We start from the raw sequence: 22,323 nt of genomic DNA on the forward strand, positions 1-22,323 counted from the left end.
TCCGGCTGTCAGACCACCGACGGCCGGCCGAACCGCGCCGTCACACCGGGCGAATAGAGTGCGCGCAGCGTGCCGCCGGACGTGACCACATCGGCGGCTGCCACCAGATCGCTTGTCAGGTCCACAATCTCGGCAGAGTGCAACGGCCAGGGCTCGTGCTCGTTGGGTACCCACCAGGTTCTGCCCGCCTTACGGGTGTGGGCGCCCCAGCGCGCGGTCAACCACACCTCCAGCGAGGTCGGCTCGACGCGCTCGCCGACGTCGACGACGACGCGGCTGCGCAAACCGCGCCGGGGTAGCCGCCGCACGCTGTCGTAGGTCACCCGGTCACCGTCGCGGGACATCGACATGCGCGCCCAGGTGTACGGCACGCCGAGCGACGCCCGGATGGCGGGCACGATCGCCAGCCGCTCGGTCTCCAGCGAGCGGAACAGCACACCGTGACGCCCGGCGTCGTCGGTGGAGTAGAGCCGGACATTGGTCTCGAGGAAGTGCCCCAGGTACGGCACCGCTCGCGGCAGCGCCAGCGTGAGATCCCGCATCGTGAAGGGGATGAGCCCGACGTAGGTGACACCGTCGACCACATCGGGCCGCGTGCCCTGTGGGTAGAGGTGGGCCACGGCGGCAGGTTCCACCGGCCAGTGGATGAACGTCACGTCGGTCCACCGCTGTGAGGTGAAGACCGGCGGCGGTAAGGCAGGCGGGGTGACCGGATAATCGGCCGGCATCGGGCCATCCTGTCATCTGGGGCGCAGGCCGCGCCGCCGGCCCGGCCGGACAGCTAGACCCGCGCCATCATCCCCAGGTTGGCCAGCACCTCACCGGTGGCCCTGGCGAAGTTGAGGGTGCAGAAGTGCAGACACGGCGCCCCCTCGGCGATCAGCCGGGCACTCATCTCGGTGGCCAGCTCGATGCCGACCTTGCGCACCTCGTCACGGTCCTCCTCGGCCCCGGTGCCCGCCGCCGCGGTCAACCGGTCCAGCAGCGCGACGGGGATCTGCGACCCGGCCAGCTCACACTGGCGGCGCAGCACCCGCAGCGAGGTGATGGGCATGATCCCGGGGATCAGCGGCTTGGCGCCCTGCTCCGGATCGGCGGCTACCACTCGGTCGCGCAACCGCAGGTAGTCGTCGACGTCGAAGAACATCTGCGTGATCGAGTACTCCGCCCCGGCCCGCAGCTTGCCCACCAGGTTCGCGGTGTCCTGCTCCAGACCACCTGCGCGCGGGTGACCTTCGGGGAAGGACGCCACGCCCACGTGAAAGTCCCCCAGCCGACGCACCAGGTCGACCATCTCGACGGCGTACTCGAGCCCGTCGGGGTGCTTGACCCACTCGTCGTGCACGCCGCCCTGCGGGTCGCCACGCAACACCAGCACATTGTGGATGCCGCGGTCGGCGTATGCCCCGACCATCGCGCGCAGCTCGGCCACCGAGTGCCCCACCGCGGTCAGGTGCGCCACCGGCAGCAGCGTGGTGGCCTCGGTCAACTCACCCACCACCCGCACGGTGCGGTCGCGGGTGGAGCCGCCCGCTCCGTAGGTCACCGACACGAACGCCGGGCCCATCGGCTCGAACGTCCGCGCCGCACGCCACAGCCGGGCCTCGGCGGCCGCGTCCCGCGGCGGATAGAACTCGACGGAGAACGGCACCCGGTCGCGGCCGACCTCGGCGATGCGGTCGACGACCGAGAGAGTACGGCTGCCGACGTTGCTCACGCTCATCCGAACAGCATAAATGCGGGTGGCGGATGGCACCGACCGTCCCATCCGCCACACCCGGTGGTCTGAGTCACGCAAACCGCTGCCGACGCTCTACCCTTGTATGCGCTCGGGGGTCCAGAGCGGGGGTAGCCAACCTGCACGCAGAAGAAAGGGGCGCCGCGCTGAGCGTCGAAGGAGCGGCACCGTCGGCCGCAGAGCTGGCCGGCGCCGTCACCGAGCAGTTACGGGTCTACCTTCGGGAGCGCCGAGAAGCTGCCGCCTACATCGGCGGCGGCTACGACGACCTGATCGCCCAGCTGGAAGAGTTCGTCCTGCGCGGCGGCAAGCGCATGCGCCCTCTCTTCGCGTACTGGGGCTGGCGCGCGGTGGTACCGGAGCCGCCCGCCGACCTTCTCGACGCCGACATCCTGCGCCTGTTCGGCGCACTCGAACTGCTGCAGGCCTGTGCCCTGGTGCACGACGACGTCATCGACGCCTCGGCCACCCGGCGCGGCTGGCCCACCGTCCACGTGCACTTCGGCGAGCTGCACCGCAGCCAGGGCTGGCGCGGTTCGGCCGGCCAGTTCGGGCTCTCGGCGGCCATCCTGCTCGGCGACCTGTCGCTGTGCTGGGCCGACGACGTGATCGCCACCGCTCCCCTGTCCGTGGGCGCACACTTGCGGGTGCGCCGGGTGTGGTCGGACATCCGCACCGAAGTGCTGGGTGGTCAGTACCTCGACATCATGAACGAATCCAGCGGCGACGAATCCATCGAGGCCGCCATGAAGGTCAACACCTTCAAGACCGCCTCCTACACGATCGCCCGACCGCTGCAGCTCGGCGCCGCAGCAGCCGCCGACCGCCCGGACGTCCAGGCGGTCTTCCAGGAGGTGGGCAACGACCTGGGGGTGGCGTTCCAGCTGCGCGACGACGTGCTCGGGGTGTTCGGCGACCCCGCCGTCACCGGCAAACCCTCGGGCGACGACCTGCGCTCCGGCAAGCGCACCGTGCTGCTGGCCGAAGCGCTGCACCGCGCCGACGGGGCGGACCCGGTGGCCGCCAAGCTGATCCGCACGTCCATCGGCACCGAGCTGAGCGATCCCCAGGTCAGCGAGCTGCGCCAGGTCATCGAATCCGTCGGCGCGCTGACAGCCGTGGAGAGTCGCATCGAGATGCTGTCGCGGCGGGCCACCGACATGCTCGAGGCCGCTCCCATCGATGCGCAGGCGAAGATCGGTCTGGCCGAGCTCGCCAGATTGGTCTCCAACCGGTCCGCCTGAACCCGATGTCCACCCCCACCACGTCCTCCTCGACCGCCGGACACCTGGCCAAGCTGCGTGAGTTCGCCCGCACCGACGAGGCCCGGCCCGCGCTGCTCGGTTTCCTGGGCGCGCTGATGATCACCGCCGGCGGCCTGGGTGCCGGCAGCACCCGTTCACATGACCCGGTGCTGGAGTCGATGCACCTGTCCTGGCTACGCTTCGGCCACGGCCTGGTGCTGTCCTCGGTGCTGCTGTGGGGCGGCGTCGCGCTGATGCTGGTGGCCTGGCTGTGGCTGGGCCGACGCATGCTCGACCACGGCAGCAGCGAATACACCATGCTGGCCACCACCGGGTTCTGGCTGGCGCCGCTGTTGCTCTCGGTCCCGCTGTTCAGCCGCGACACCTATTCCTACCTGGCGCAGGGCGCCCTGCTGCGCGACGGCTTCGATCCCTACGTCGTGGGACCGATCGAGAATCCGAATGCCCTGCTGGACAACGTGAGTCCGATCTGGACCACCACCACCGCTCCGTACGGACCGGCGTTCATCCTGGTGGCCAAGTTCGTCACCATGATCACCGGCGACAACGTCATCGCGGGCACCATGGTGTTGCGGTTGTGCATGCTGCCGGGACTGGCCCTCCTGATCTGGGCCGCCCCCCGCATCGCCCGCCACATCGGCGCCAGCGGCGCTGTGGCCCTGTGGATCTGCGTGCTCAACCCACTGGTGATCATTCACCTGATGGGTGGAGTGCACAACGAGATGCTGATGGTCGGACTGATGGCCGCCGGGATCGCGCTGGTGTTCAGCCGCCGGTTCGTCGCGGGCTTCGTCGTGGCCACCGTGGCCGTCGCGGTGAAAGCCACCGCGGGGCTGGCCCTTCCGTTCATGGTGTGGGTGTGGATACGGGCACTGCGGGAACGCGGCCACCGCCGCCTGACCGCCTTCGCCATGGCCGCCGCCGGTTCGATCGCCATTTTCGTTGGCGTGTTCGCCGTGCTGTCGCTGGCCGCCGGCGTCGGCCTGGGATGGCTGACGGCACTGGCGGGTTCGGTGAAGATCATCAACTGGCTGACCGTGCCCACCGCGATCGCCAACGTGACCAACGCCGTCGGCGGACTGTTCTTCGGCGTGAACTTCTACGCCGTGCTCGACGCCACCCGCATCGCCGGGATCATCATCATCGCCGTCAGCCTGCCGCTGCTGTGGTGGCGGTTCCGCCACGACGACCGCGAGACCCTGGTGGGCATCGGCTGGGCCATGCTGGTGGTGGTTCTCTTCGTGCCCGCCGCGCTGCCCTGGTACTACACCTGGCCGCTGGCGATCATCGCCGCCATCGCCCAGTCGCGGCCCGCCGTCGCGGCCATCGCCGGGTTCTCCACCTGGATCATGGTCATCTTCAAACCCGACGGGTCACACGGCATGTACGTCTGGGTGCACGTCATCCTGGCCACAGTGTGTGCGGTGGCGGCCTGGTACTACCTCAAGCGCGCGGAACAGCCCACCGCTCAGTAGGCCATGGCCTGGGCCCGGCGGACCACCTCGCGGGCCTGGTGGGAATGCAGCGCATCCGCCGGCCTGGCGTTGGACACCGGCTCCCGGTCACCGTCGAACGTCGCCGTCAGCGACGAGTCGGCGGTGAACAGCCAGCGCAGGATCTCGGTCTCGTGGTATCCGCCGTCGCGCAGCACCGCCAGCAGCCCCGCCAGCGGTTTCACCACCGTCCCGGAGGAGGTGAAGAACACCTGCGGCACCACCACCACGCCGTCTCGGCGCAACGCCACCAGATGGCCGTCGCGCAGGTGCTGGTGCACCTTGGTGACCGGGATACCGAGCATGTGGGCGACGGTCGGGAGATCGTGGACCGGCTCGTCCGCATCGAGGACGTCGTCGCCAGCGGGAATGCTGCTCACCGGAGCAGTGTAGGACGGCGGGCACCACCCGTGCACATAACATTGGCGCGGTGACCGCACCGACGCCGCACGACCCCCTGGACGGGATCCTGCTGGACGGCCGCTACCGCGTGGAGACGCCGATCGCCACCGGAGGGATGTCCACGGTGTACCGCGGCACCGATCTGCGCCTGGACCGGCCCGTCGCGATCAAGGTGATGGATTCCCGCTACGCCGGCGATCAGCAGTTCCTCACCCGGTTCCAGATGGAAGCCCGTGCGGTGGCCCGGCTGTCGCATCCCGGCCTGGTGGCCGTCTTCGACCAGGGTCTCGACGGTCAATACCCGTTCCTGGTCATGGAACTCGTCGAAGGCGGCACGCTGCGTGAACTGCTGCGCGAGCGCGGACCCATGCCCCCGCACGCCGCGGCGGCGGTGCTGCGCCCGCTGCTGGGCGGGCTGGCGGTGGCCCACCGCGGCGGACTGGTGCACCGCGACGTCAAACCGGAGAACGTGCTGATCTCCGACGAGGGGGACGTCAAGCTGGCCGACTTCGGCCTGGTGCGCGCCGTCGCGCAGGCCGGCATCACCTCCACGAGCGTGATCCTGGGCACCGCCGCCTATCTGTCCCCCGAACAGGTCAGCAGCGGCAACGCCGGGCCGCGCAGCGACGTCTATTCCCTCGGCATCCTGATCTACGAGATGCTGACCGGCGCAACACCTTTCACCGGCGACACCTCGCTGGCGGTGGCGTACCAGCGGCTGGACCAGGACGTGCCACCGCCCAGTGCGGCGATCGCGGGCATTCCCCCCGAATTCGACGAGTTGGTGCTGCACGCCACCGCACGCGACCCGGCGCAGCGCTTCGCCGACGCCGTGGACATGGGCACCGAACTGGACGCCATCGCCGACGAGCTGGTGCTGCCGCCGTTCCGGGTGCCGGCGCCCCGCAACTCCGCTCAGCACACCTCGGCGGCACGACACCACAGCCGGGCCACCGAGGCGCCCCGCAACCCCACCCGCGCATTCACCCGCGGACCCGACGACTGGGTGCCGCCACCGACTCCCGCCGCCGAACCGGCACAGGTCCCCGAATTCGACTCCCCTGCCGGGCAATTCGCAGGCATCGAGATCTCGGAGTTCGAGTGGGCACGGCAGCGGGCCCGCCGCAGCACGGTGATCTGGTTACTGGTGGTGCTGATCCTGACCGGCGGGGTGGCCGCCGGCGCCTGGACGCTGGGCACCAATCTGCAGTCGCTGATCTGAGGCCGGCTAGCCCCTCAGCATCTCCGCGACCAGGAAGGCCAGCTCCAGGGACTGCTGGGTGTTCAGCCGCGGGTCGCACGTGGTCTCGTAGCGGCCGGCCAGGTCGTCGTCCGAGATGTCCTGGGCCCCACCCAGACACTCGGTGACGTTCTCGCCGGTGATCTCGACGTGGATGCCCCCGGGATGGGTGCCCAACCCGTGGTGCACCTCGAAGAAGCCCTGCACCTCGTCGACGATCCGGTCGAAATGCCGGGTCTTGTAGCCGGTGGAGGCCTCGTGGGTGTTGCCGTGCATGGGATCGCACTGCCAGATCACCCGGTGTCCGGTGGCCTCGACCTTTTCGACGATCGGGGGCAGCAGATCGCGCACCTTGCCGTTGCCCATGCGGGTCACCAGCGTCAGCCGGCCCGGTTCGTTGTGGGGGTCCAGGCGCTCGACGTACTCGACGGCCTGCTCGGGGGTGGTGGTGGGCCCCAGCTTGATGCCGATCGGGTTGGCCACCACCTCGGCGAACGCGATGTGGGCGCCATCGAGCTGGCGGGTCCGCTCCCCGATCCAGATGTAGTGCGCGCTCAGGTCATAGAGCTTGGGCTCGGACTCGGTTTCCCCGTACGTGTCGGTGGACAACCGCAGCATGGCCCGCTCGTAATCCAGCACCAGCGCCTCGTGACTGGCGAAGATCTCGGCGGTCTGCAGGTTGCGGTCGGCCACCCCGCACGCGCTCATGAACCGCAGCGCGCGATCGATCTCCCCGGCCAGCGCTTCGTAGCGGGCGCCCGCGGGCGAGGTGCGGACGAACTCGCGGTTCCAGTCGTGCACCAGATGCAGCGATGCCAGCCCCGACGAAGTCAGCGCCCGCACCAGGTTCATCGCGGCGCTGGCGTTGGCGTAGGCCCGCACCAGGCGCGACGCGTCGTGTTCGCGCACCGCGGCGTCGGGGGCGAAGCCGTTGACCATGTCGCCGCGGTAGGACCGCAGCCCCAGGGCGTCGATGTCCGAGGAGCGCGGCTTGGCGTACTGGCCGGCGATCCGGGCCACCTTGACCACCGGCATACTCGAGCCGTAGGTCAGCACCACGGCCATCTGCAGCAGCGCGCGGATGTTGGCCTTGATGTGCGGTTCGGTGTTGTCGGCGAAGGTCTCGGCGCAGTCGCCGCCCTGCAGCAGGAACGCCTCTCCGAGCGCCACCTGGGCCAGCAGCCCCTTGAGCTTCTCCACCTCAGAGGGCACCGTCACCGGCGGGACGCTCTCGAGCACCGTGCGCATGGCCGCGGCCTGCCCGGCGTCCCAGGTGGGCTGTTGCGCCGCCGGCTTCGACAGCGCGGCGTCGAGACGCTGGCGCAGGCCATCGGGCAGTGGCGGAAGCGAGGGCAGCTGCTCGATGGGAACGTCGACGGTCCAGTTCACCCAATCATGGTAACTACCCGCGCCCGGCGGCCCAGCGTGCGTAGTCGTCCTCCATGTCGGACATGATCTGGAAGCGCCGCAGGTTGTGCTGGGCGTCCACCAGTGCGTCATGGGTGTCGCGGGGCCGCGGCGGCATCCGCGGGCTGCCCTTGTCCTCCCAGAGTTGCCGCAGTTCCCGGGTGAAGCGCGGGATCTGCGGCGGCAGGCTGGTCATCGGTCCCCACAGCTGACACAGGGCCACATGGTCGTACGCGGCCACCCAGGCCCACAGTTCGATGGGTTCGTCCCCGTCGATGCCGAAGAACTCCTCGAGGTCCTCGCGGATCTGGCGCCGGGAGCGCCACAGCTGCGACGCCGGCGGCGGCAGTTTCGGCAACACGTTCTTGCGCACCCAGCTGCCTGCCTGCTCGGGCGGGAATTCGTTTGACACCCCGTAGTATTCGCGACCGTCCTCGGCGGCCACACCGATCGAGATGAGCTCGATGGTGCGCCCGTTGTCGATGAACTCGGTGTCGTAGAAGTACCGCACCCCCAGACCCTATCCAGCGCCCGGCAGCGCCGATTCGGCCTGGCGGGCCTCGTCGGCCTCCTGACGCAGCGACGGCGGCGGAGCCGCGGCGTGGATCTCGAGGTCCAGCTGCGCATCCACCTCGGCGTCGTCGGGGAAGTGCGGCATCCCGGCCACGGCGTCCTGCAACCACAGCTTGGCCTGCACCACCGGGCGGCGCATGTAGCGCTCGCGTTCGAGGGCGCGGTGCATCTTCTTGGGCCGGGTGGTGTAGCGCCAGCGCGCCCAGGGCGCGTGCGGGCGGGACAGCCGGATGGCGCCGACGATCAGCAGCGGGTTGAAGAACATCCCGACCAGGCCCGTCCATACTTTGCCCTTGAGCAGCACGATCACCGCCATGGCCAGGGTGTAGACCGCCCCGCCGACCACGAGGGCCCGCGAGGCCACCGAATCGTCCTCACGCCAGATGGTGATGTCGAAGAACGACAGCGGGTTGAACCCCAGCACCAGCAGCCCGGCCACCGCGACGGCCACGAACACCGCGTCCACCGACGTGCGGCCGTCCTCGGCCCAGTACACGTCCTGCAGATGCAGGATGAGCGCGAACTCATCGAGCACCAGCGCGGCGCCGATTCCGAAAAGGATTGCTGCGGCGGTGAATTCACGAACCCCGCCGTCGACGGCCAGGGTCACCATGGTGACGCCGGAGACCATCACCAGCACCACACCGATCACCACGTGGTGGATGTGGGTGCCACCGCTGCCGGAGATGTTGCGCGGCTGCCACCACTTCTTGGGCTTGTCGCTGGCAGCGGTGGCCCGGATGTAGCGCACGATCGTCCGGGTGACCAGGAAGGTGACCAGGAAAGCGATCAGACACCACAGCAGCGGGATCCGGCCTGCCGGGATCTGCGGCACCAGATCCAGATCGAAGTTCCAGTCATCGGACACGAGCTGTGAACTTACGCTCACCTGCGCCGAATGTGGTGCTGAAACGGCCGTCGGCAGCCACCGCGGTCCGACTATCGCACCCTGGGCCCCGATAGGCTGTCGCCTGACATGACTATGCGGTGGTGGCCCGGCGTCGACCGGGTGGGGGTAGAGCGGCTGGGCTGGCGACTGTTCCAGCTGTTGACGCTGGTCGGCTTCGGCTACGCGGCCTGGCAGCTGCTCGGCCACACCCCGTACCGCATCGACATCGACGTCTACCGGATGGGCGGGCAGGCCTGGCTGGACGGCAACCCGCTGTACGCCGACGGCGCCATGTTCCACACCCTCGGCGGGATCGACCTGCCGTTCACCTACCCGCCGCTGTCGGCGGTGGTGTTCGCACCGTTCGCGTGGCTGCCGCTGCCGGTCGCCAGCGCCGCGATGACGGTGATCACGCTGGTGCTGCTGGTGGTCTCGACAGTCATCGTGCTGACCCGGCTGGACGTCTGGCGCCAGGGCCCCGACCCCACCCTGGTGCGGCGGACCTTCGTGGCGCTGGCACTGGTGGCACTGGCGGTCAGCCACCTGGAGCCGCTGCGGGCCAACTTCGAGTTCGGCCAGATCAACGTGGTGCTGATGACGCTGGTGATCGCCGACCTGGTGCCGCGGCGTACGCCGTGGCCGCGGGGTCTGCTGCTGGGTCTGGCGATCGCCCTGAAGCTGACCCCCGCAGTGTTCCTGGTGTACCTCGCGCTGCGGCGCGACGCGCGCGCCGCGGTGGTGGCCGTCGGCTCGTTCGTCGCGGCCACCCTGCTGGGATGTGCGCTGGCGTGGCGGGATTCGTGGGAGTACTGGACCACGACGCTGCGGGACACCGACCGCATCGGCAACTCGACGCTGAACACCAATCAGAACATCGCGGCGCTGCTGGCACGTGAGCAGTACAGCGAGACGGTGCACTTCGTGCTCTGGACGACGGCGTGCTTCGCGGTGCTGGGCCTGGCCGTGTGGGCGGGCCGGCGGGCGGTGCGGGCCGACGAACCGGTGTTGGCACTGATCTGCATCGCCCTGTTCGGGCTGGTGGTGTCGCCGGTGTCCTGGTCGCATCACTGGGTGTGGACGCTGCCGACACTGGTGGCGCTGGTGGTGGCGGCCTGGCGCAGGCGCAGTGTCGTGCTCGCCGCCGTGACGGTGGCCGGGATCGGGCTGCTGGTCTGGACGCCCATCGAGCTGCTGCCCGAACACCAGGAGGCGGCGGCGGCGTGGTGGCGCCAGCTGCTGGGCGGGTCCTACGTGTGGTGGGCGCTGGCGGTCATCGCTGCGGTGGGCGCTGTGGCGACCGCCCGGCTCAGCCCGCCGCGCTCTCCGGCAGGCGCGAGCCCGGAGCAGGAGTCGGCTCAGGCCCTGCACCCTCTTTGAGGCTGGCAGCGTAGATGTCGACGTACTCCTGGCCGGAGAGCCGCATCAGCTCGTACATCACCTCGTCGATGACGGCGCGCTCGATGAAGCGGTTGCCGGCCAGTCCCTCGAACCGCGAGAAGTCCATCGGCTTGCCGAAGCGCACCTGCACGCGACCGAAGCGCCACATCTTGCTCCCGGGTGGGTTCACCACGTCGGTTCCGATCATCGCGACCGGAATGACGGGAACGCCCGATTCCAGCGCCAGCCGGGCCAGGCCGGTCTTGCCCTTGTAGAGCCGGCCGTCCGGAGAACGGGTGCCCTCGGGGTACATCCCCAACAGCTTGTTCTGATCCAGGATGCGCGCGGCGGTGTTCAGGGCGCTCTGCGCGGAGTCGGCGTCGGTGCGGTCGATCGGCACCTGTCCGGCCACGGTGTAGAACCAACGGGTGAACCAGCCCTTGATGCCGGTGCCGGTGAAGTACTCGGCCTTGGCCAGGAAGGTGATGCGTCTGCGTACCACCAGCGGGAGGTAGAAGCTGTCCGCCACCGCCAGGTGGTTACTGGCCAAGATCGCGGGGCCGTCGTGCGGAACGTGCTCCAGCCCTTCGATTTTCGGCCTGCCCAGCAAGGACAACAGGGGTCCCATGAAGATGTACTTGAACAGCCAATACCACATGGACCCTCCCGCGACGGCCGCACCGGACGGTGCTCGGGCCAACTCTACTGAAGAAGTTCTACCCGATCAGGTCAGCCGCCGAACACACCGGTCACTCGTCGATGTCGATGTGGATCGGCTGATAGCGCCCGGTGGGCGTGGGGTCGGGCGCCGACGGGTCAGGCGTCGGCTCGGTCGTCGGTTCGGGCGCGGCGGGGGTGTCCTCGGTCCGCTCGTCGTCGAGCAGCGCGCGCACCACCGCCAACAGCGCCACACTGTGCTGCGAGATGACCGTCAGCAGCGGATGCTCCTCACCGGTGACCAGGGCCGCCAGCGCACACACCGGACACCACAGCTGCTGGCACCTGCCCGGCCCCTCGGTGGCGCGGGCCGCGGCCACCATGGCCGCCGCGCGCAGCGCCGGGTCGATGCGGTCCAGGATGGCCTGCGCCAGCTGACGCAGCTCAGGACCGAGGTCGGCGTGCCCCGTCGGGTTCATGCCGGCCATACCTCCGGATTCGGTGTGAAACGCACAGTCAGTTCTGTACCCCGCAATTGCGCATCCATGACGGTGCACCGCCGCAGGACGGACGCCAAGCGGACCCGGCGCCGCATTCCGCCCACGCCGATGATCAGGTCGTCGTCCACCCGGCCCAGCGTCAGCGAGCCGGTGTCGAGCTGCGGCAACTCTAACCGCATCCGGTACACCGATCCCAGCCCCGATCCGGACTCCAGATCCACCACCGGCCGCAGCGGCCCGGGCGGTGGCGCTCCCCCGCGCCTGCGGGCCATCTCGAGCAGTTCGGCGAGCGCTTTCGGGCCGATGGGCTCCCCGGGCAGATGCGGGGTGAGCACCAGCGCGATCTCACCGGTGCGGGCGCTCAGTTCGTCGAGCACCAGCCGCTGCTCATTGATCCGCGCGGCGTACCACTCGAACGCCGGGTGGTCGGGAAGGTTGCGATACTCGTACGAATCGTCTTGCACCAGAACCTGGTTGACGATCAGCTCGGCGACGCGCACCCCCATCAACGCCAAGGAACCCAGGGTGCGCACCGCCTCGGCGGCCACCACCCGCTCGGGGGTGAGCACCAGGTGGGCACTGACGGCCTCGGGGTCGGTGAGCAGGGCGCCCAGGCGCTCGACGCCCTCGGTGACCCGCTCGGTGAGTTCGATGACCACCGCCGAGGCACCGGTGTCTGCCATGCTGAGCCGGCGATGGCGGGGCCACGCCCGCTCCAGGTAGAGCCCGAACGTCGCGGGCAGGGTGAGCATGCGCAGCGCATCCGCGGTGGAGGCGCAGTCGACCACCAACCGGTCCCAACTGCCGCAGCCTGCCAGCTCACCCACCTCGTGCAGCCCCAGCACCTCCTGGATACCGGGTAGCGCCGAGAGTTCCTCGGGAGCAACGTTTCCCAATTCCGAATCAGGAAAACGCCGGGCCACCGGGCCGGCCACGTCGCGCCAGCGGGCGGCCAGCAACGCCAAGGTGTCCAGCGCCAGCGCATCCAGCGAACCGCCGCCCTCGTCGGCGAACACCCGCACGGGGTCCCGCTCGCCGGTGGGCGGCACCGGCACACCCAGGACGTCGCCGAGTGAATGCGCCTGGTCGGTCGAGACCACCAGCACCCGCTGCCCCGCCTGGGCGGCCCGTACGGCGGTGGCGGCAGCCAGCGTCGACTTGCCCACCCCGCCCTTGCCGACGAACAGGCTGATCCGGGTGCTGGAGTCTTTCAGCCCTCGACTCGTTTCTTCAGGTCCTTCAACGCGGTGTCGGTGAGCCGCTTCTCGGCCTTGCGCTTGAGCAGCCCGATCATCGGGATCATCAGGTCGACCGACAGTTCGTAGGTGACATCGGTGCCAGATCCCTTGGGCTGCAAACGATATGCCCCATCAAGCGCCTTGAGCAGGGTGCTGGAGTCCAGCCACCAGCGCACCGAGCGCCGGTCGGCAGGCCACTCGTACTCCAGCACCATGGTGTCCTTGAGCACCGCGGCGTCGAGCACCAGCCGCGCCTTACGGGGATAGCCGTCGGCGTCGGAGGAGAGCACTTCGGCGTCCTTGTACTCCTTGACCCAATCCGGGTAGGAGCCGATGTCGGCGATCACGTCCATCACCGTGCCCGGGTCGGCATCGATGTAGATGGTCTGCGCCGTCTTGTCCGCCACTGATTCCGTCCTGCCTCGTCGAGCCACACCTACCGTGAACGGTACCCGTTGGGAAGAACCGACCGCCCACTAACGGGGCTGCGGTGCCACCCCGACCGGGCGGTTGCGTTCCACTTCGGCCTTCACGTCGAACGCCATCCGCCGGCCCGCCACCCGGCGCTGATGCGTCAGCTTCGTCAGGTTCAGTTTGGCCAGCTGCCACGCCGCCACCCCGGCGGGCTCGGCGTGCAGGAAGTAGTGCAGCTTCACCCCGTCGAGCACCGGCTGCAACCAGATCTCCATGGTTCCGGTCACCGGGCCGGCCACCGTCCAGCGCACCCCGAGGGGGCCGCGGTCGTCGACCACCTCGAGCAGCAGGTCCGGCCACCACCGGCGCCAGCGCGCCGGGTCGGCCAGCACCGCGGCCACCGTCGCGCCGTCAGCGGCGACAAACGTCTCGTCGGCCACCTGGATGCTGTTCACCGTCCTAGCTTCACATACCGCCGGAGGTTGCCCGCGGCAGACCCGGGAGGTGTCCGCAGTCACATCGACGCCTGGACAGGGATTACTCTCGTGTCAACCGAGGAAAGGGCCGACCATTGCGTGAGTTGAGTGTTCCTGCATCGTTTTCAGTGGGCGAGCACGACAGCGTCGCCGCTGCTGTCTACGAGCACGAGCGCAACAATCCCGACCACGTCATCTACCAGCGGCTGGTCGGCGGTTCCTGGACCGACGTCAGCTGCGCCGAGGCCGCCGCACAGGTCCGCGCCGCCGCCCGGGGACTGATCGCCAAGGGCGTGAACCCCGGTGACCGGGTGGCGGTCCTGAGCGCCACCCGGTACGAGTGGGCGATCCTGGACCTGGCCATCTTGAGCGTGGGCGCGTTGACGGTGCCGATCTACGAGACGTCCTCGGCCGAGCAGGTGCGCTGGGTGCTGACCGACTCGGGCGCGGTGCTGCTGTTCACCGAGACCGACCAGCATGCCGCGCTGGCTGCTGAACTCACCGCCGAGCTGCCGGACCTGCGGGAAGTCCTGACCATCGACGGCTCCACCCCCGCCGCGCTGGACGTGCTGGCCGAGGCCGGTGCGTCCGTCGATGCCGGCGAGGTGGACGCGCGGGTGGGAGCGCTGCGCTCGGATGCGCCCGCCACGCTGATCTACACCTCCGGCACCACCGGCCGGCCCAAGGGCTGCCAGCTGACGCATTCGAACCTGCTGCACGAGATCCGCGGTGCCAAATCCGCGGTCCCGACGCTGCTGCAGAAGGGCGAGCGGTTGCTGGTCTTCCTGCCGCTGGCCCATGTGCTGGCCCGCGCCATCACCCTGGCCGCGTTCCACAACCTCGTCACCGTGGGGTTCACCAGCGACATCAAGAACCTGGTGCCGATGTTCTCGGTGTTCAAGCCCACCATCGTGGTGTCGGTGCCGCGGGTGTTCGAGAAGGTCTACAACACCGCCGAACAGAACGCCGCCAATGACGGCAAGGGCAAGATCTTCGCCATCGCCGCACAGACCGCCATCGAGTGGAGCGAGGCCCAGGACGGAACCGGGCCCGGGCTGGTCCTGCGGCTCAAGCACGCCGTGTTCGACAAGCTGGTGTACGGCAAGCTGCGCGCCGCTCTCGGCGGCGACTGCCGGGCCTCGATCTCCGGCGGCGCGCCGCTGGGTGCGCGGCTGTGCCACTTCTACCGGGGCGTCGGGCTGACCATCTACGAGGGCTACGGCCTCACCGAGACCAGCGCCGCGATCACCGTCAACCAGGTGGGTGCGCTCAAGGTCGGCAGTGTGGGCAAGCTGGTGCCCGGCAACAGCATGCGCATTGCCGACGACGGCGAGCTGATGGTGCGCGGCGGCGTGGTGTTCGCCGGCTACTGGCGCAACGACGAGGCGACCGCAGGCGCTTTCACAGACGGCTGGTTCCACACCGGCGATCTCGGCGAGGTGGACACCGACGGGTTCCTCAAGATCGTCGGCCGCAAGAAGGAGATCATCGTGACCGCGGGCGGCAAGAACGTGGCCCCCGCTGTGCTCGAGGATCAGCTGCGCGCCCACCCGCTGATCAGCCAGGCGATGGCCGTCGGTGATGCGCAGCCGTTCATCGGTGCGCTGATCACCATCGACCCGGAGGCCTTCGAGGGCTGGAAACAGCGCAACGGCAAGGACTCCGGCGCCACCGTCGCCGACCTGGCGACCGATTCCGATCTGATGGCGGAAGTGGACGGCGCGGTCAAACAGGCCAACACCGCGGTCTCGCACGCCGAGCAGATCCGCAAGTTCCGCATCCTGGGGGTCGACTTCACCGAGGACACCGGCGAACTCACCCCGACGATGAAGGTCAAGCGCAAGGTGGTTGCCGAGAAGTTCGCCGACGACATCGACGCGCTCTACGCCAAGGGCTGATCTCCGGCGTTGACGCTGCGCTCAGCGACACGCTGTGCGAGAAGCGGTCGCGGTCAGCGCAGCGTCAACGCAGGAGGTCGGCGGCGCGGGCGGCAATGGTGTCCCAGCGCCAGTGCTCGGTGACCCACTCGCGGCCGCGGCGGCCCATCTTGGCAGCGCGGTCGGGATGCGCCAGCAGCAGGCTCAGTGTGTCGACCAACTGCTCGGCGTCCCGGCCGTCGATCACGTGGCCGGTCTGGCCCTCCAGCACCGTCTCCGGGGCGCCGCCGGAATCGCCTGCCACGACCGGGATTCCGGTGGCCGAGGCCTCCAGGAACACGATGCCCAGGCCCTCCACGTCCAGACCGGCGCCGCGGGTACGGCATGGCATGGCGAACACGTCGGCCATGGCGTAGTGCGCGGGCAGTTCGTCGGCGGGGACCCCATCGGTGAACACCACGTGGTCGGTGACACCGGCGTCGGCGGCGAGGCCGTGCAGCCGGTTGCGGTCGGGACCGCCCCCTACGATCACCAGCGCCGCGCCGGGGACCCGCTCCCGCAGCACCGGCAGCGCCCGGATCAACATGTCCTGCCCCTTGCGCGGCACCAACCGCGACACGCACACCACCGTGGGGCGGCCGCCCAGGCGGTACCGGGCCCGAAGCTCTTCGCGCGCAGCCGCATCGGGGCGGAACCGCTCGGTGTCGACGCCCGAGGGCAGATGTTCCAGGCCGGCCGCGGGCCCGAACGCGGCGGCGAACCGCCCGCGGGTGTAGCGGCTGACGAACGTCACCACATCGGATCCCTCACCGATGCGGCGCAGCGCCGAGCGGGCCACCGGCAGCATGGACCAGCCGACCTCGTGCCCGTGGGTGCTGGCCATGATCCGGCGCGCACCGGCCTCGCGGGCACGCGGCGCCAGCAGCGCCAGCGGGGCGGCCGCACCGAACCACACGGTGTTGATGTCCCGGTCGCGGATCAGCCGGCGCATCCGCGCGTCGACGCCGGGCTCGGGGAGCATCAGGGTGCCGGGGTGGCGCACCACCTCGAAGGGGGCACGGGCGTCGTACTCCGGCGCGCCTTTCCACTGCGGCGCGTACACCGTCAGCTCGTCACTACCGGCCAGCCGCACCACCAGCTGCTCGAGATAGGACTGGATGCCCCCGCGGCGCGGAGGAAAGTCGTTGGTCACCAGGAGGATCCGCGTCATCGGATGTCACGCTAGCCCGTTGCGCACGCACCACTGCTGCCAGCCCCGCAACGCGTCGACCGGCCGCACCCGCAGCACCTCCCACAGCGCGGTGTCGGGGTCGGGGTGGTGCGGGCCGGCAGCGCGGACGTAGAAAGCCCGCAGTGCCGGCGCTCCGTACCGGTCGGCGAGGTAGCGGGCGAACAACCAGGCCCGGTCATAGGCCAGGCTCGGATCGCCCGCGGCGCCGAAGTCCGCGTCCGACGGCAGCGCCACGGGCAGCGGCCACCGGGCGTCCGCGCCCACGGGCGTCGGCCGGGCCACGTAGTCGGCCACCCCCTCGGTGATCCAGCTCGGGGCATCGGCGGCGGTGGAGGCGCGGGCGGCGTAATGGAAGAGTTCGTGGGTCAACACTAGGCGCAGCGCCTCCGGGCTCATGGTCACCGCGCCCGGGGCGAAGACGATGCGTTGGCCGGTCGCCGAGTTCTCCTGCGGGTTCACCGAGTCGGCCACCGTGACTGCGGCGATGTGGGACGTGTCGGCCACTCCGGTGGCCTGCGCGCGGAACTCCGCGTCGGAACCCGCCGCGACGATCACCACCTCGTGCGGCCACTCCGGTCCCCAGAACAGTTCGACGGCGTCCACGGCCGCATCCAGTTCGTCGGCCACCCTGCGCAGCAGGGGGTCGGTGGCGATGCCGCCGAGGCTGACCAGCGTGACCTCGCGCTGTCCACCGGGCGCCGCGCCCACCGCGGCTGCCGCCGGCGGTGCCATCGGTTCGGGGGTTCGGGTCACCACCACGCCCGCGAACAGCAGCTCGGCGGTCAGCAGGGTCGACAAGACGACCACCGGCCAGCGGGGCCGGGAGCTCGGCATGGTGGAGCGATCGGTAGCGACAGGTCCCAGTATCGCCGACGACTCAGTACCGGCGGGCGTTGTAGAACGGTCCCGCACCGTCCAACGGCACGACCTTGACCGGCACACCGTAGGTGGAGGCGTGCACCACCATGCCGTTGCCGACGTAGATGCCGGTGTGCGAGGCGTCGGAGTAGAAGTTCACCACGTCGCCGGGCTGCAGCTGATCCCGCGAGACCGGCTGCCCACCGGCGGCCAGCGCCTGGCTGGAGTGCGGCAGCGACATGCCTGCCTGCTGGAAGGACCACATCACCAGGCCCGAGCAGTCGAACTGGCCGGGGCCGGACCCACCCCACGAGTACGGCGAGCCGACCTTGGTCAGCGCGGCCTGCACGACGGTCGATCCGACGGGGCTACCTGCACCCGGTGCGGGCTCGACCGGCGGCGCGACGTCACCCGGCGGGATGGCGGCGGGCGGCGGCAGGGCGGGCAGTCCGGGTGCGGGCGGTGCGGCCAGGATCGCGGGGTCGCCCGGGGGCGGCGCGGGCAGCGCGGCGGCGGGTGGTGGCGGCACCGGGCCGGGTGCTGCCAGCGCCATCCGCTGGGCTTCGGTCAGGGAGTCGTACTGCGATTTGACGACGGCGATCTTCAGTTGCAGATCGCTCTGCTTGGCCTGGAGCTCGGCGCGTACCGCGGCAGCCTGTTCGGCAGCGGTCTTGGCGTCGGCGGCCGACTGCGCGGAGGCGATCTCCGCCGCCGCGGCCTGCTCGCTGACGCGACGGTAGTTGGCCATCTGGTCGGACAGTTCGCCGGCGATCACCCGCTGCACGGCCAGCCGGTCGATGAGCCCCTGCGGCGACTCCGCGGTGAGGATGGCGGTCATACCGTCGGTGCGCCCGCCCATGTACATGGCGGCAGCAAACTCGTCGACCCCGGTCTGGAAGGTCGCCAGCTGGGCTTTGGCCGCGTCGACCGCCGCCAGGTCATCGGCGTGCTTACGGTCGGCGGCCGCTTGGATCTCGACCTTGTTGTTGAGGTCCAGCTGCGCGCTGTGCATCGCCTCGGTGGTCTGCTCCGCCTGACGCGACAGGTCGTTGAGCTTTGCCAGGGCATCCTCGGCAGGGTCAGCCTGCACGCTCGAGGCCAGGACTCCGGACAGCACGGTGACACCGGCGACCGCGCAGACGAGGCTCTTGCGAGAGCGCTTCGAAACACGCGAGATCCACTGCGAGCAGACGAAACTCAAGATTACGGGTCCTTAAACTGCCTTCGGTGTGCCGCATGCCGCGTCGCCGCCGAATCGCCTTCAGGTCTCAAATAGGTTACGAAACGGCATCGGCGTTGTCCAACAGGAGACGCAAATTTAACAGTCCCGCGTGCGGTTGTCGCGCGTCGTCTCCAGCGCGCCTCACGCTACCCCAGGTTTCCGGTTGCGATGGATGGGCACCAGCCGCAATCGCGGTGCCATACCCACCTCCGCAAGCGCTTCCAGCGCCGCGCGCTCGTCGGCCAGCAAAGTGTCCGGCACCCCGAGCAAGACGCTGACCACGCAGTCTCTGCAGCCGGGGCCGCGCACCGCACAGTCATCGCAGTCGATGGTCACCGGTTCATCGTGGTCCGGCGGGCGTCCGATGGTTCCCATGTCGCGGGTCCTTTCACTCCAGTTCGAGGTTGGTGTCGCTGACGCTAAACGGACCCTCCGACAAGTCACCGGCAGCTGGCGCACAGACGCGCCGGACCCAGCGCTGCCGCACGATGTCGGTGCGACCTCCTAGCGTCTGGTGCTGTGACCGCCGACCGCACCGCGCAGCTGAGCTTCGCGGACATCGACCCGTCGGCCGACCTGTCTCTGCACGAGACGACGTTCGTGGTGGTGGATCTCGAAACCACCGGCGGACGCGCGGTGGCCCGCGGGACCGGCGCCCACAGCGACGCCATCACCGAGATCGGTGCGGTCAAGGTGCGCGGTGGTGCGGTGCTCGGAGAATTTGCCACACTGGTCGATCCCGGACGCGCCATCCCGCCGCAGATCGTGCATCTGACCGGTATCACCACGGCAATGGTCCGCGACGCCCCGCCCATCGAAGCGGTGTTGCCGATGTTCCTGGAGTTCTGCCGCGGCACGGTGCTGGTGGCCCACAACGCCGGCTTCGACATCGGCTTCCTCAAAGCCGCGGCGCAGCAGTGCGACCTGATCTGGCCCCGCCCGCCCGTGCTGTGCACCGTGCGACTGGCCCGCCGCGTGCTGACCAGGGATGAGGCCCCCAGCGTGCGGCTGTCCGCCCTGGCGCAGCTGTTCCGTTCGGGCACCCAACCCACCCACCGCGCACTCGACGACGCCCGCGCCACCGTCGACGTCCTGCACGGACTGATCGCCCGGGTGGGCAATCAGGGCGTCCACACTTACGCCCAGCTGCGCTCGTATCTGCCCAACGCCACCCCGACCCAGCGCCGCAAGCGGGTGCTGGCCACCGGAGTACCGACCACCCCGGGGGTCTACCTGTTCCGCGGACCGGCCGCCGAGGTGCTCTACATCGGCACCGCGGTGAACCTGCATCGCCGCGTCAGCCAGTACTTCAACGGGGCCGATCCGCGGACCCGGATGAAAGAGATGGTGTCGCTGGCAGAGTCGGTCGACCACGTGGAGTGCGCGCACGCCCTCGAAGCCGGGGTGCGCGAGCTGCGGCTGCTGGCCGCCCACGCGCCGCCGTACAACCGCAAGTCGAAGTTCCCGCAGCGCTGGTGGTGGCTGGCGCTGTCCGAGGAGGCGTTCCCGCGCTGGACGGTGGTGCGCGCCCCGGGGGCGCGGGCGGCCATCGGCCCGTTCCGGGCCCGCTCGGATGCCGTTGACACCGGCGCCCTGCTGGCGCGCTTCAGCGGCATCCGCACGTGCACGCAGCGGTTCGGCCGCTCGGCGCTGCACAGCTGCCCCGAGCGGGAGGTGTCCCCCTGCCCGGCGACCCGCGAGGTGGGGGCGGCCGACTACGCGCACACCGTGGCCCGCGCCGCCGAGCTGATGGCCGGCGGCCACGGCGAGGCCTTCGCCGCGGCCCTGGCCCACATCGACGTCCTGGCCGGGCGCGGCCACTTCGAGAGCGCGGCCCGGCTGCGGGACCACACCGCCGCCGCCGTGGACGTGGTGTGGCGCGGGCAGCGACTCCGCGCTCTGGCAGCGGTGGCCGAATTGGTGGCCGCCCAGCCCGACGGTGCCGGCGGCTGGCATCTGGCGGTCATCCGGCACGGCCAGCTGGCCGCGGCGGGCACCGCGCGGCGCGGGGTGCCGCCCATGCCGGTGGTCGACGCCGTCACCGCCGGCGCGCAGACTGTGCTCCCCGAACCCGCTCCGCTGGGTGGCGCCCTGGTCGAGGAGACCGCACTGCTGGTCCGCTGGCTGGCCGTTCCGGGCACCCGCATCGTGCGGACCAGCGACGGCTGGGCGTCGCCGGCACACGCAGCGGGTCGCTGGGCCGGGTGGGCGGCCACGGCGCGCTCGGCGCGACTGGCGGCCGAGCAGGTCACCGAGCCGGACTATGCCGATCTGCTGGCCCCGGTCCGCCGGCGCCTCAGAGCTTCTGGGTGAACTGCACCCACTTGGTCAGCAGCTTCTCCGCGGCACCCGAATCGATGGCCGTCGCGGCCCGCTCGAGTCCGCTCTCCCAGGCCGGCAGCCACTCCGCGGTGGACGTCAGACCGGCGTGCGCCACCATGGCTCCGGCGGCGTTGAGGATCACCGCGTCGCGTACCGGCCCCGTCGCCCCGGCGAACACCGATCGCGCCTCGGCGGCGTTGCTCTGCGCGTCGCCGCCGAGCAGCTCCGAGAGCTGGGCACGGGGAAACCCGAAGCCGGCGGGGTCGAAGGTCAGCCGGTCGATGGTGCCGGCCTGAACCCGGAAGATCGTCGACGTCGTGGTGGTGGTCAGTTCATCGAGACCGTCGTCGCCGTGCACCACCAGCACACTGGAGCGGCGTGCCGCGAACACCCCGGCCATCACCTCGGCCAGGTCCCCGAAGGCGCAGCCGATCAGTCCGGCGCGCGGGCCGGCCGGATTGGTCAGCGGGCCCAGCAGATTGAAAACCGTCGGCACCCCGATCTCGCGGCGGGCCGCACCGGCGTGCCGCAACGACGGGTGGAACTGCGGCGCGAAGCAGAATCCGATGCCCACCTCGGCGACGCAGCGTGCCACGTCGTCGGGGCCCAGATCGATGCGTACGCCCAGTGCCTCGAGCGTGTCGGCTCCACCCGACATCGACGACGCGGCCCGGTTGCCGTGCTTGATCACCCGGACACCCGCGGCGGCCACCACGATGGCAGCCATGGTGGACAGGTTGACGGTGTTCGCGCCGTCACCGCCCGTGCCCACCACGTCGACCGTGTCGGTGCCGATCACATCGGTGGGGACCTTGCGGGCGTGGCTGAGCATGGTGTCGGCCAGCTCGCTGACCTCCGCGGCCGTGGGGCGTTTGATCTTCATGGCCACCCCGAAGGCGGCAATCTGGGCCGGGGTGGCGGCACCGGTCATGATCTGTTCCATTGCCCAGGCCGCCTGGCCGGTCGCCAGCGGCTGGGAATCGGTCAACCGCGCCAGGATCAGCGGCCACGTGATGGAGGGGTTCAGCGTCGAATCGGGCACAGTCACGGGCGCGATTTTCCCATGTCGCGGAAGACACGCCGACAGCGCCCGGGGCTGTTAGACCCCCTTACCAGGAACACAGTTGTTACCAAACCCCTCCCC

21 protein-coding genes and 1 pseudogene are annotated in these 22,323 nt (G+C 70.0%); 6 read left to right on the plus strand and 16 right to left on the minus strand.

Going from position 1 to position 22,323, the window contains the following annotated elements; translation table 11 throughout:
• Window positions 1-8 precede the first annotated feature (8 nt).
• Together G6N58_RS27300 and G6N58_RS27305 are read right to left on the minus strand one after the other, a co-directional pair.
• A complete protein-coding gene (locus tag G6N58_RS27300) occupies window positions 9-728 on the minus strand; it encodes a YqjF family protein (RefSeq protein WP_115280728.1) in 720 nt (239 codons plus the stop codon).
• Window positions 729-781: 53 nt separating this feature from the next.
• Complete coding sequence (locus G6N58_RS27305; protein WP_115280727.1) at window positions 782-1,723, minus strand: methylenetetrahydrofolate reductase; 942 nt, start codon at window positions 1,721-1,723, stop codon at window positions 782-784.
• Window positions 1,724-1,920: 197 nt separating this feature from the next.
• Between G6N58_RS27305 and idsA2 the strand changes: the two genes are divergently transcribed.
• The gene (idsA2, locus tag G6N58_RS27310) at window positions 1,921-2,982 is read left to right on the plus strand and encodes a bifunctional (2E,6E)-farnesyl/geranyl diphosphate synthase (protein ID WP_232068163.1); all 1,062 of its coding nucleotides are present in this window, start codon (window positions 1,921-1,923) and stop codon (window positions 2,980-2,982) included.
• Between the two features lie 5 nt (window positions 2,983-2,987).
• Window positions 2,988-4,478, plus strand: coding sequence for an alpha-(1->6)-mannopyranosyltransferase A (locus tag G6N58_RS27315; RefSeq protein WP_115280725.1), 1,491 nt, complete (start codon window positions 2,988-2,990; stop codon window positions 4,476-4,478).
• Here the strand turns inward: G6N58_RS27315 and G6N58_RS27320 are convergent.
• Window positions 4,472-4,876, minus strand: coding sequence for an Rv2175c family DNA-binding protein (locus G6N58_RS27320; protein ID WP_115280724.1), 405 nt, complete (start codon window positions 4,874-4,876; stop codon window positions 4,472-4,474). The two genes, G6N58_RS27315 and G6N58_RS27320, sit on opposite strands and share 7 nt — an antisense overlap.
• Window positions 4,877-4,917: 41 nt before the next feature.
• Here G6N58_RS27320 and G6N58_RS27325 point away from each other — a divergent pair, with 41 nt between their 5' ends.
• Window positions 4,918-6,120 carry a protein kinase domain-containing protein gene (locus G6N58_RS27325; protein ID WP_435406381.1) on the plus strand — a complete coding sequence of 401 codons (1,203 nt, stop codon included), beginning with the start codon at window positions 4,918-4,920 and terminating at the stop codon, window positions 6,118-6,120.
• Between the two features lie 6 nt (window positions 6,121-6,126).
• Here the strand turns inward: G6N58_RS27325 and G6N58_RS27330 are convergent, their stop codons facing one another.
• Genes G6N58_RS27330 through G6N58_RS27340 form a run of 3 tightly spaced genes read right to left on the minus strand, consistent with a single transcriptional unit; the run spans window position 6,127 to window position 8,986 of the window.
• Window positions 6,127-7,527, minus strand: coding sequence for a class II 3-deoxy-7-phosphoheptulonate synthase (locus G6N58_RS27330; RefSeq protein WP_115280722.1), 1,401 nt, complete (start codon window positions 7,525-7,527; stop codon window positions 6,127-6,129).
• Window positions 7,528-7,540: 13 nt separating this feature from the next.
• Window positions 7,541-8,056 (minus strand): polyadenylate-specific 3'-exoribonuclease AS, encoded by a 516-nt coding sequence (locus G6N58_RS27335; RefSeq protein WP_115280721.1) that lies wholly within the window; start codon window positions 8,054-8,056, stop codon window positions 7,541-7,543.
• Window positions 8,057-8,065: 9 nt separating this feature from the next.
• Window positions 8,066-8,986 (minus strand): hypothetical protein, encoded by a 921-nt coding sequence (locus G6N58_RS27340; protein ID WP_115280720.1) that lies wholly within the window; start codon window positions 8,984-8,986, stop codon window positions 8,066-8,068.
• A gap of 108 nt (window positions 8,987-9,094) precedes the next feature.
• Between G6N58_RS27340 and G6N58_RS27345 the strand changes: the two genes are divergently transcribed.
• Complete coding sequence (locus G6N58_RS27345) at window positions 9,095-10,384, plus strand: glycosyltransferase 87 family protein (protein ID WP_115280719.1); 1,290 nt, start codon at window positions 9,095-9,097, stop codon at window positions 10,382-10,384.
• Here G6N58_RS27345 and G6N58_RS27350 read toward each other — a convergent pair.
• The 5 genes from G6N58_RS27350 to G6N58_RS27370 all read right to left on the minus strand — a co-directional run bounded on the left by G6N58_RS27350 (window position 10,314) and on the right by G6N58_RS27370 (window position 13,648).
• A complete protein-coding gene (locus tag G6N58_RS27350; RefSeq protein ID WP_115280718.1) occupies window positions 10,314-11,042 on the minus strand; it encodes a lysophospholipid acyltransferase family protein in 729 nt (242 codons plus the stop codon). The two genes, G6N58_RS27345 and G6N58_RS27350, sit on opposite strands and share 71 nt — an antisense overlap.
• 91 nt (window positions 11,043-11,133) lie before the next feature.
• Entirely contained in the window at window positions 11,134-11,529 is a 396-nt protein-coding gene (locus tag G6N58_RS27355) for a hypothetical protein (protein ID WP_115280717.1), read from the minus strand.
• The gene (locus tag G6N58_RS27360) at window positions 11,517-12,755 is read right to left on the minus strand and encodes an ArsA family ATPase (protein WP_115280716.1); all 1,239 of its coding nucleotides are present in this window, start codon (window positions 12,753-12,755) and stop codon (window positions 11,517-11,519) included. Before G6N58_RS27360 ends, G6N58_RS27355 begins: the two co-directional genes overlap by 13 nt.
• Entirely contained in the window at window positions 12,752-13,186 is a 435-nt protein-coding gene (locus G6N58_RS27365) for an SRPBCC family protein (RefSeq protein WP_115280715.1), read from the minus strand. Before G6N58_RS27365 ends, G6N58_RS27360 begins: the two co-directional genes overlap by 4 nt.
• A 69-nt stretch (window positions 13,187-13,255) precedes the next feature.
• Entirely contained in the window at window positions 13,256-13,648 is a 393-nt protein-coding gene (locus tag G6N58_RS27370) for a polyketide cyclase / dehydrase and lipid transport (protein ID WP_115280714.1), read from the minus strand.
• A 116-nt stretch (window positions 13,649-13,764) separates the two neighbouring features.
• On the opposite strand from G6N58_RS27370, the gene G6N58_RS27375 reads away from it, so the two are divergent.
• Window positions 13,765-15,567: an AMP-dependent synthetase/ligase gene (locus G6N58_RS27375; protein ID WP_115280713.1), complete on the plus strand. Its 1,803-nt coding sequence runs from the start codon at window positions 13,765-13,767 to the stop codon at window positions 15,565-15,567.
• A 64-nt stretch (window positions 15,568-15,631) separates the two neighbouring features.
• Here the strand turns inward: G6N58_RS27375 and G6N58_RS27380 are convergent, their stop codons facing one another.
• The 4 genes from G6N58_RS27380 to G6N58_RS27395 form a co-directional block, all read right to left on the minus strand.
• Window positions 15,632-16,756: a glycosyltransferase family 4 protein gene (locus G6N58_RS27380; RefSeq protein WP_115280712.1), complete on the minus strand. Its 1,125-nt coding sequence runs from the start codon at window positions 16,754-16,756 to the stop codon at window positions 15,632-15,634.
• A gap of 6 nt (window positions 16,757-16,762) precedes the next feature.
• Window positions 16,763-17,611, minus strand: coding sequence for a hypothetical protein (locus G6N58_RS27385; RefSeq protein ID WP_115280711.1), 849 nt, complete (start codon window positions 17,609-17,611; stop codon window positions 16,763-16,765).
• Between the two features lie 43 nt (window positions 17,612-17,654).
• Window positions 17,655-18,836, minus strand: coding sequence for a peptidoglycan hydrolase RipC (gene ripC, locus G6N58_RS27390; protein WP_276017204.1), 1,182 nt, complete (start codon window positions 18,834-18,836; stop codon window positions 17,655-17,657).
• Between the two features lie 162 nt (window positions 18,837-18,998).
• A complete protein-coding gene (locus G6N58_RS27395; protein WP_115280710.1) occupies window positions 18,999-19,232 on the minus strand; it encodes a hypothetical protein in 234 nt (77 codons plus the stop codon).
• A gap of 144 nt (window positions 19,233-19,376) precedes the next feature.
• On the opposite strand from G6N58_RS27395, the pseudogene G6N58_RS27400 reads away from it, so the two are divergent.
• A pseudogene (locus tag G6N58_RS27400) lies at window positions 19,377-21,261 on the plus strand (DEDD exonuclease domain-containing protein); the annotation flags it as partial.
• Here the strand turns inward: G6N58_RS27400 and trpD are convergent.
• Entirely contained in the window at window positions 21,154-22,236 is a 1,083-nt protein-coding gene (gene trpD, locus G6N58_RS27405) for an anthranilate phosphoribosyltransferase (RefSeq protein WP_115280708.1), read from the minus strand. The pseudogene G6N58_RS27400 and the gene trpD overlap by 108 nt on opposite strands.
• Window positions 22,237-22,323 lie beyond the last annotated feature (87 nt).

The sequence above is a fragment of the Mycolicibacterium tokaiense genome, from assembly GCF_010725885.1.
Classification (GTDB): domain Bacteria; phylum Actinomycetota; class Actinomycetes; order Mycobacteriales; family Mycobacteriaceae; genus Mycobacterium; species Mycobacterium tokaiense.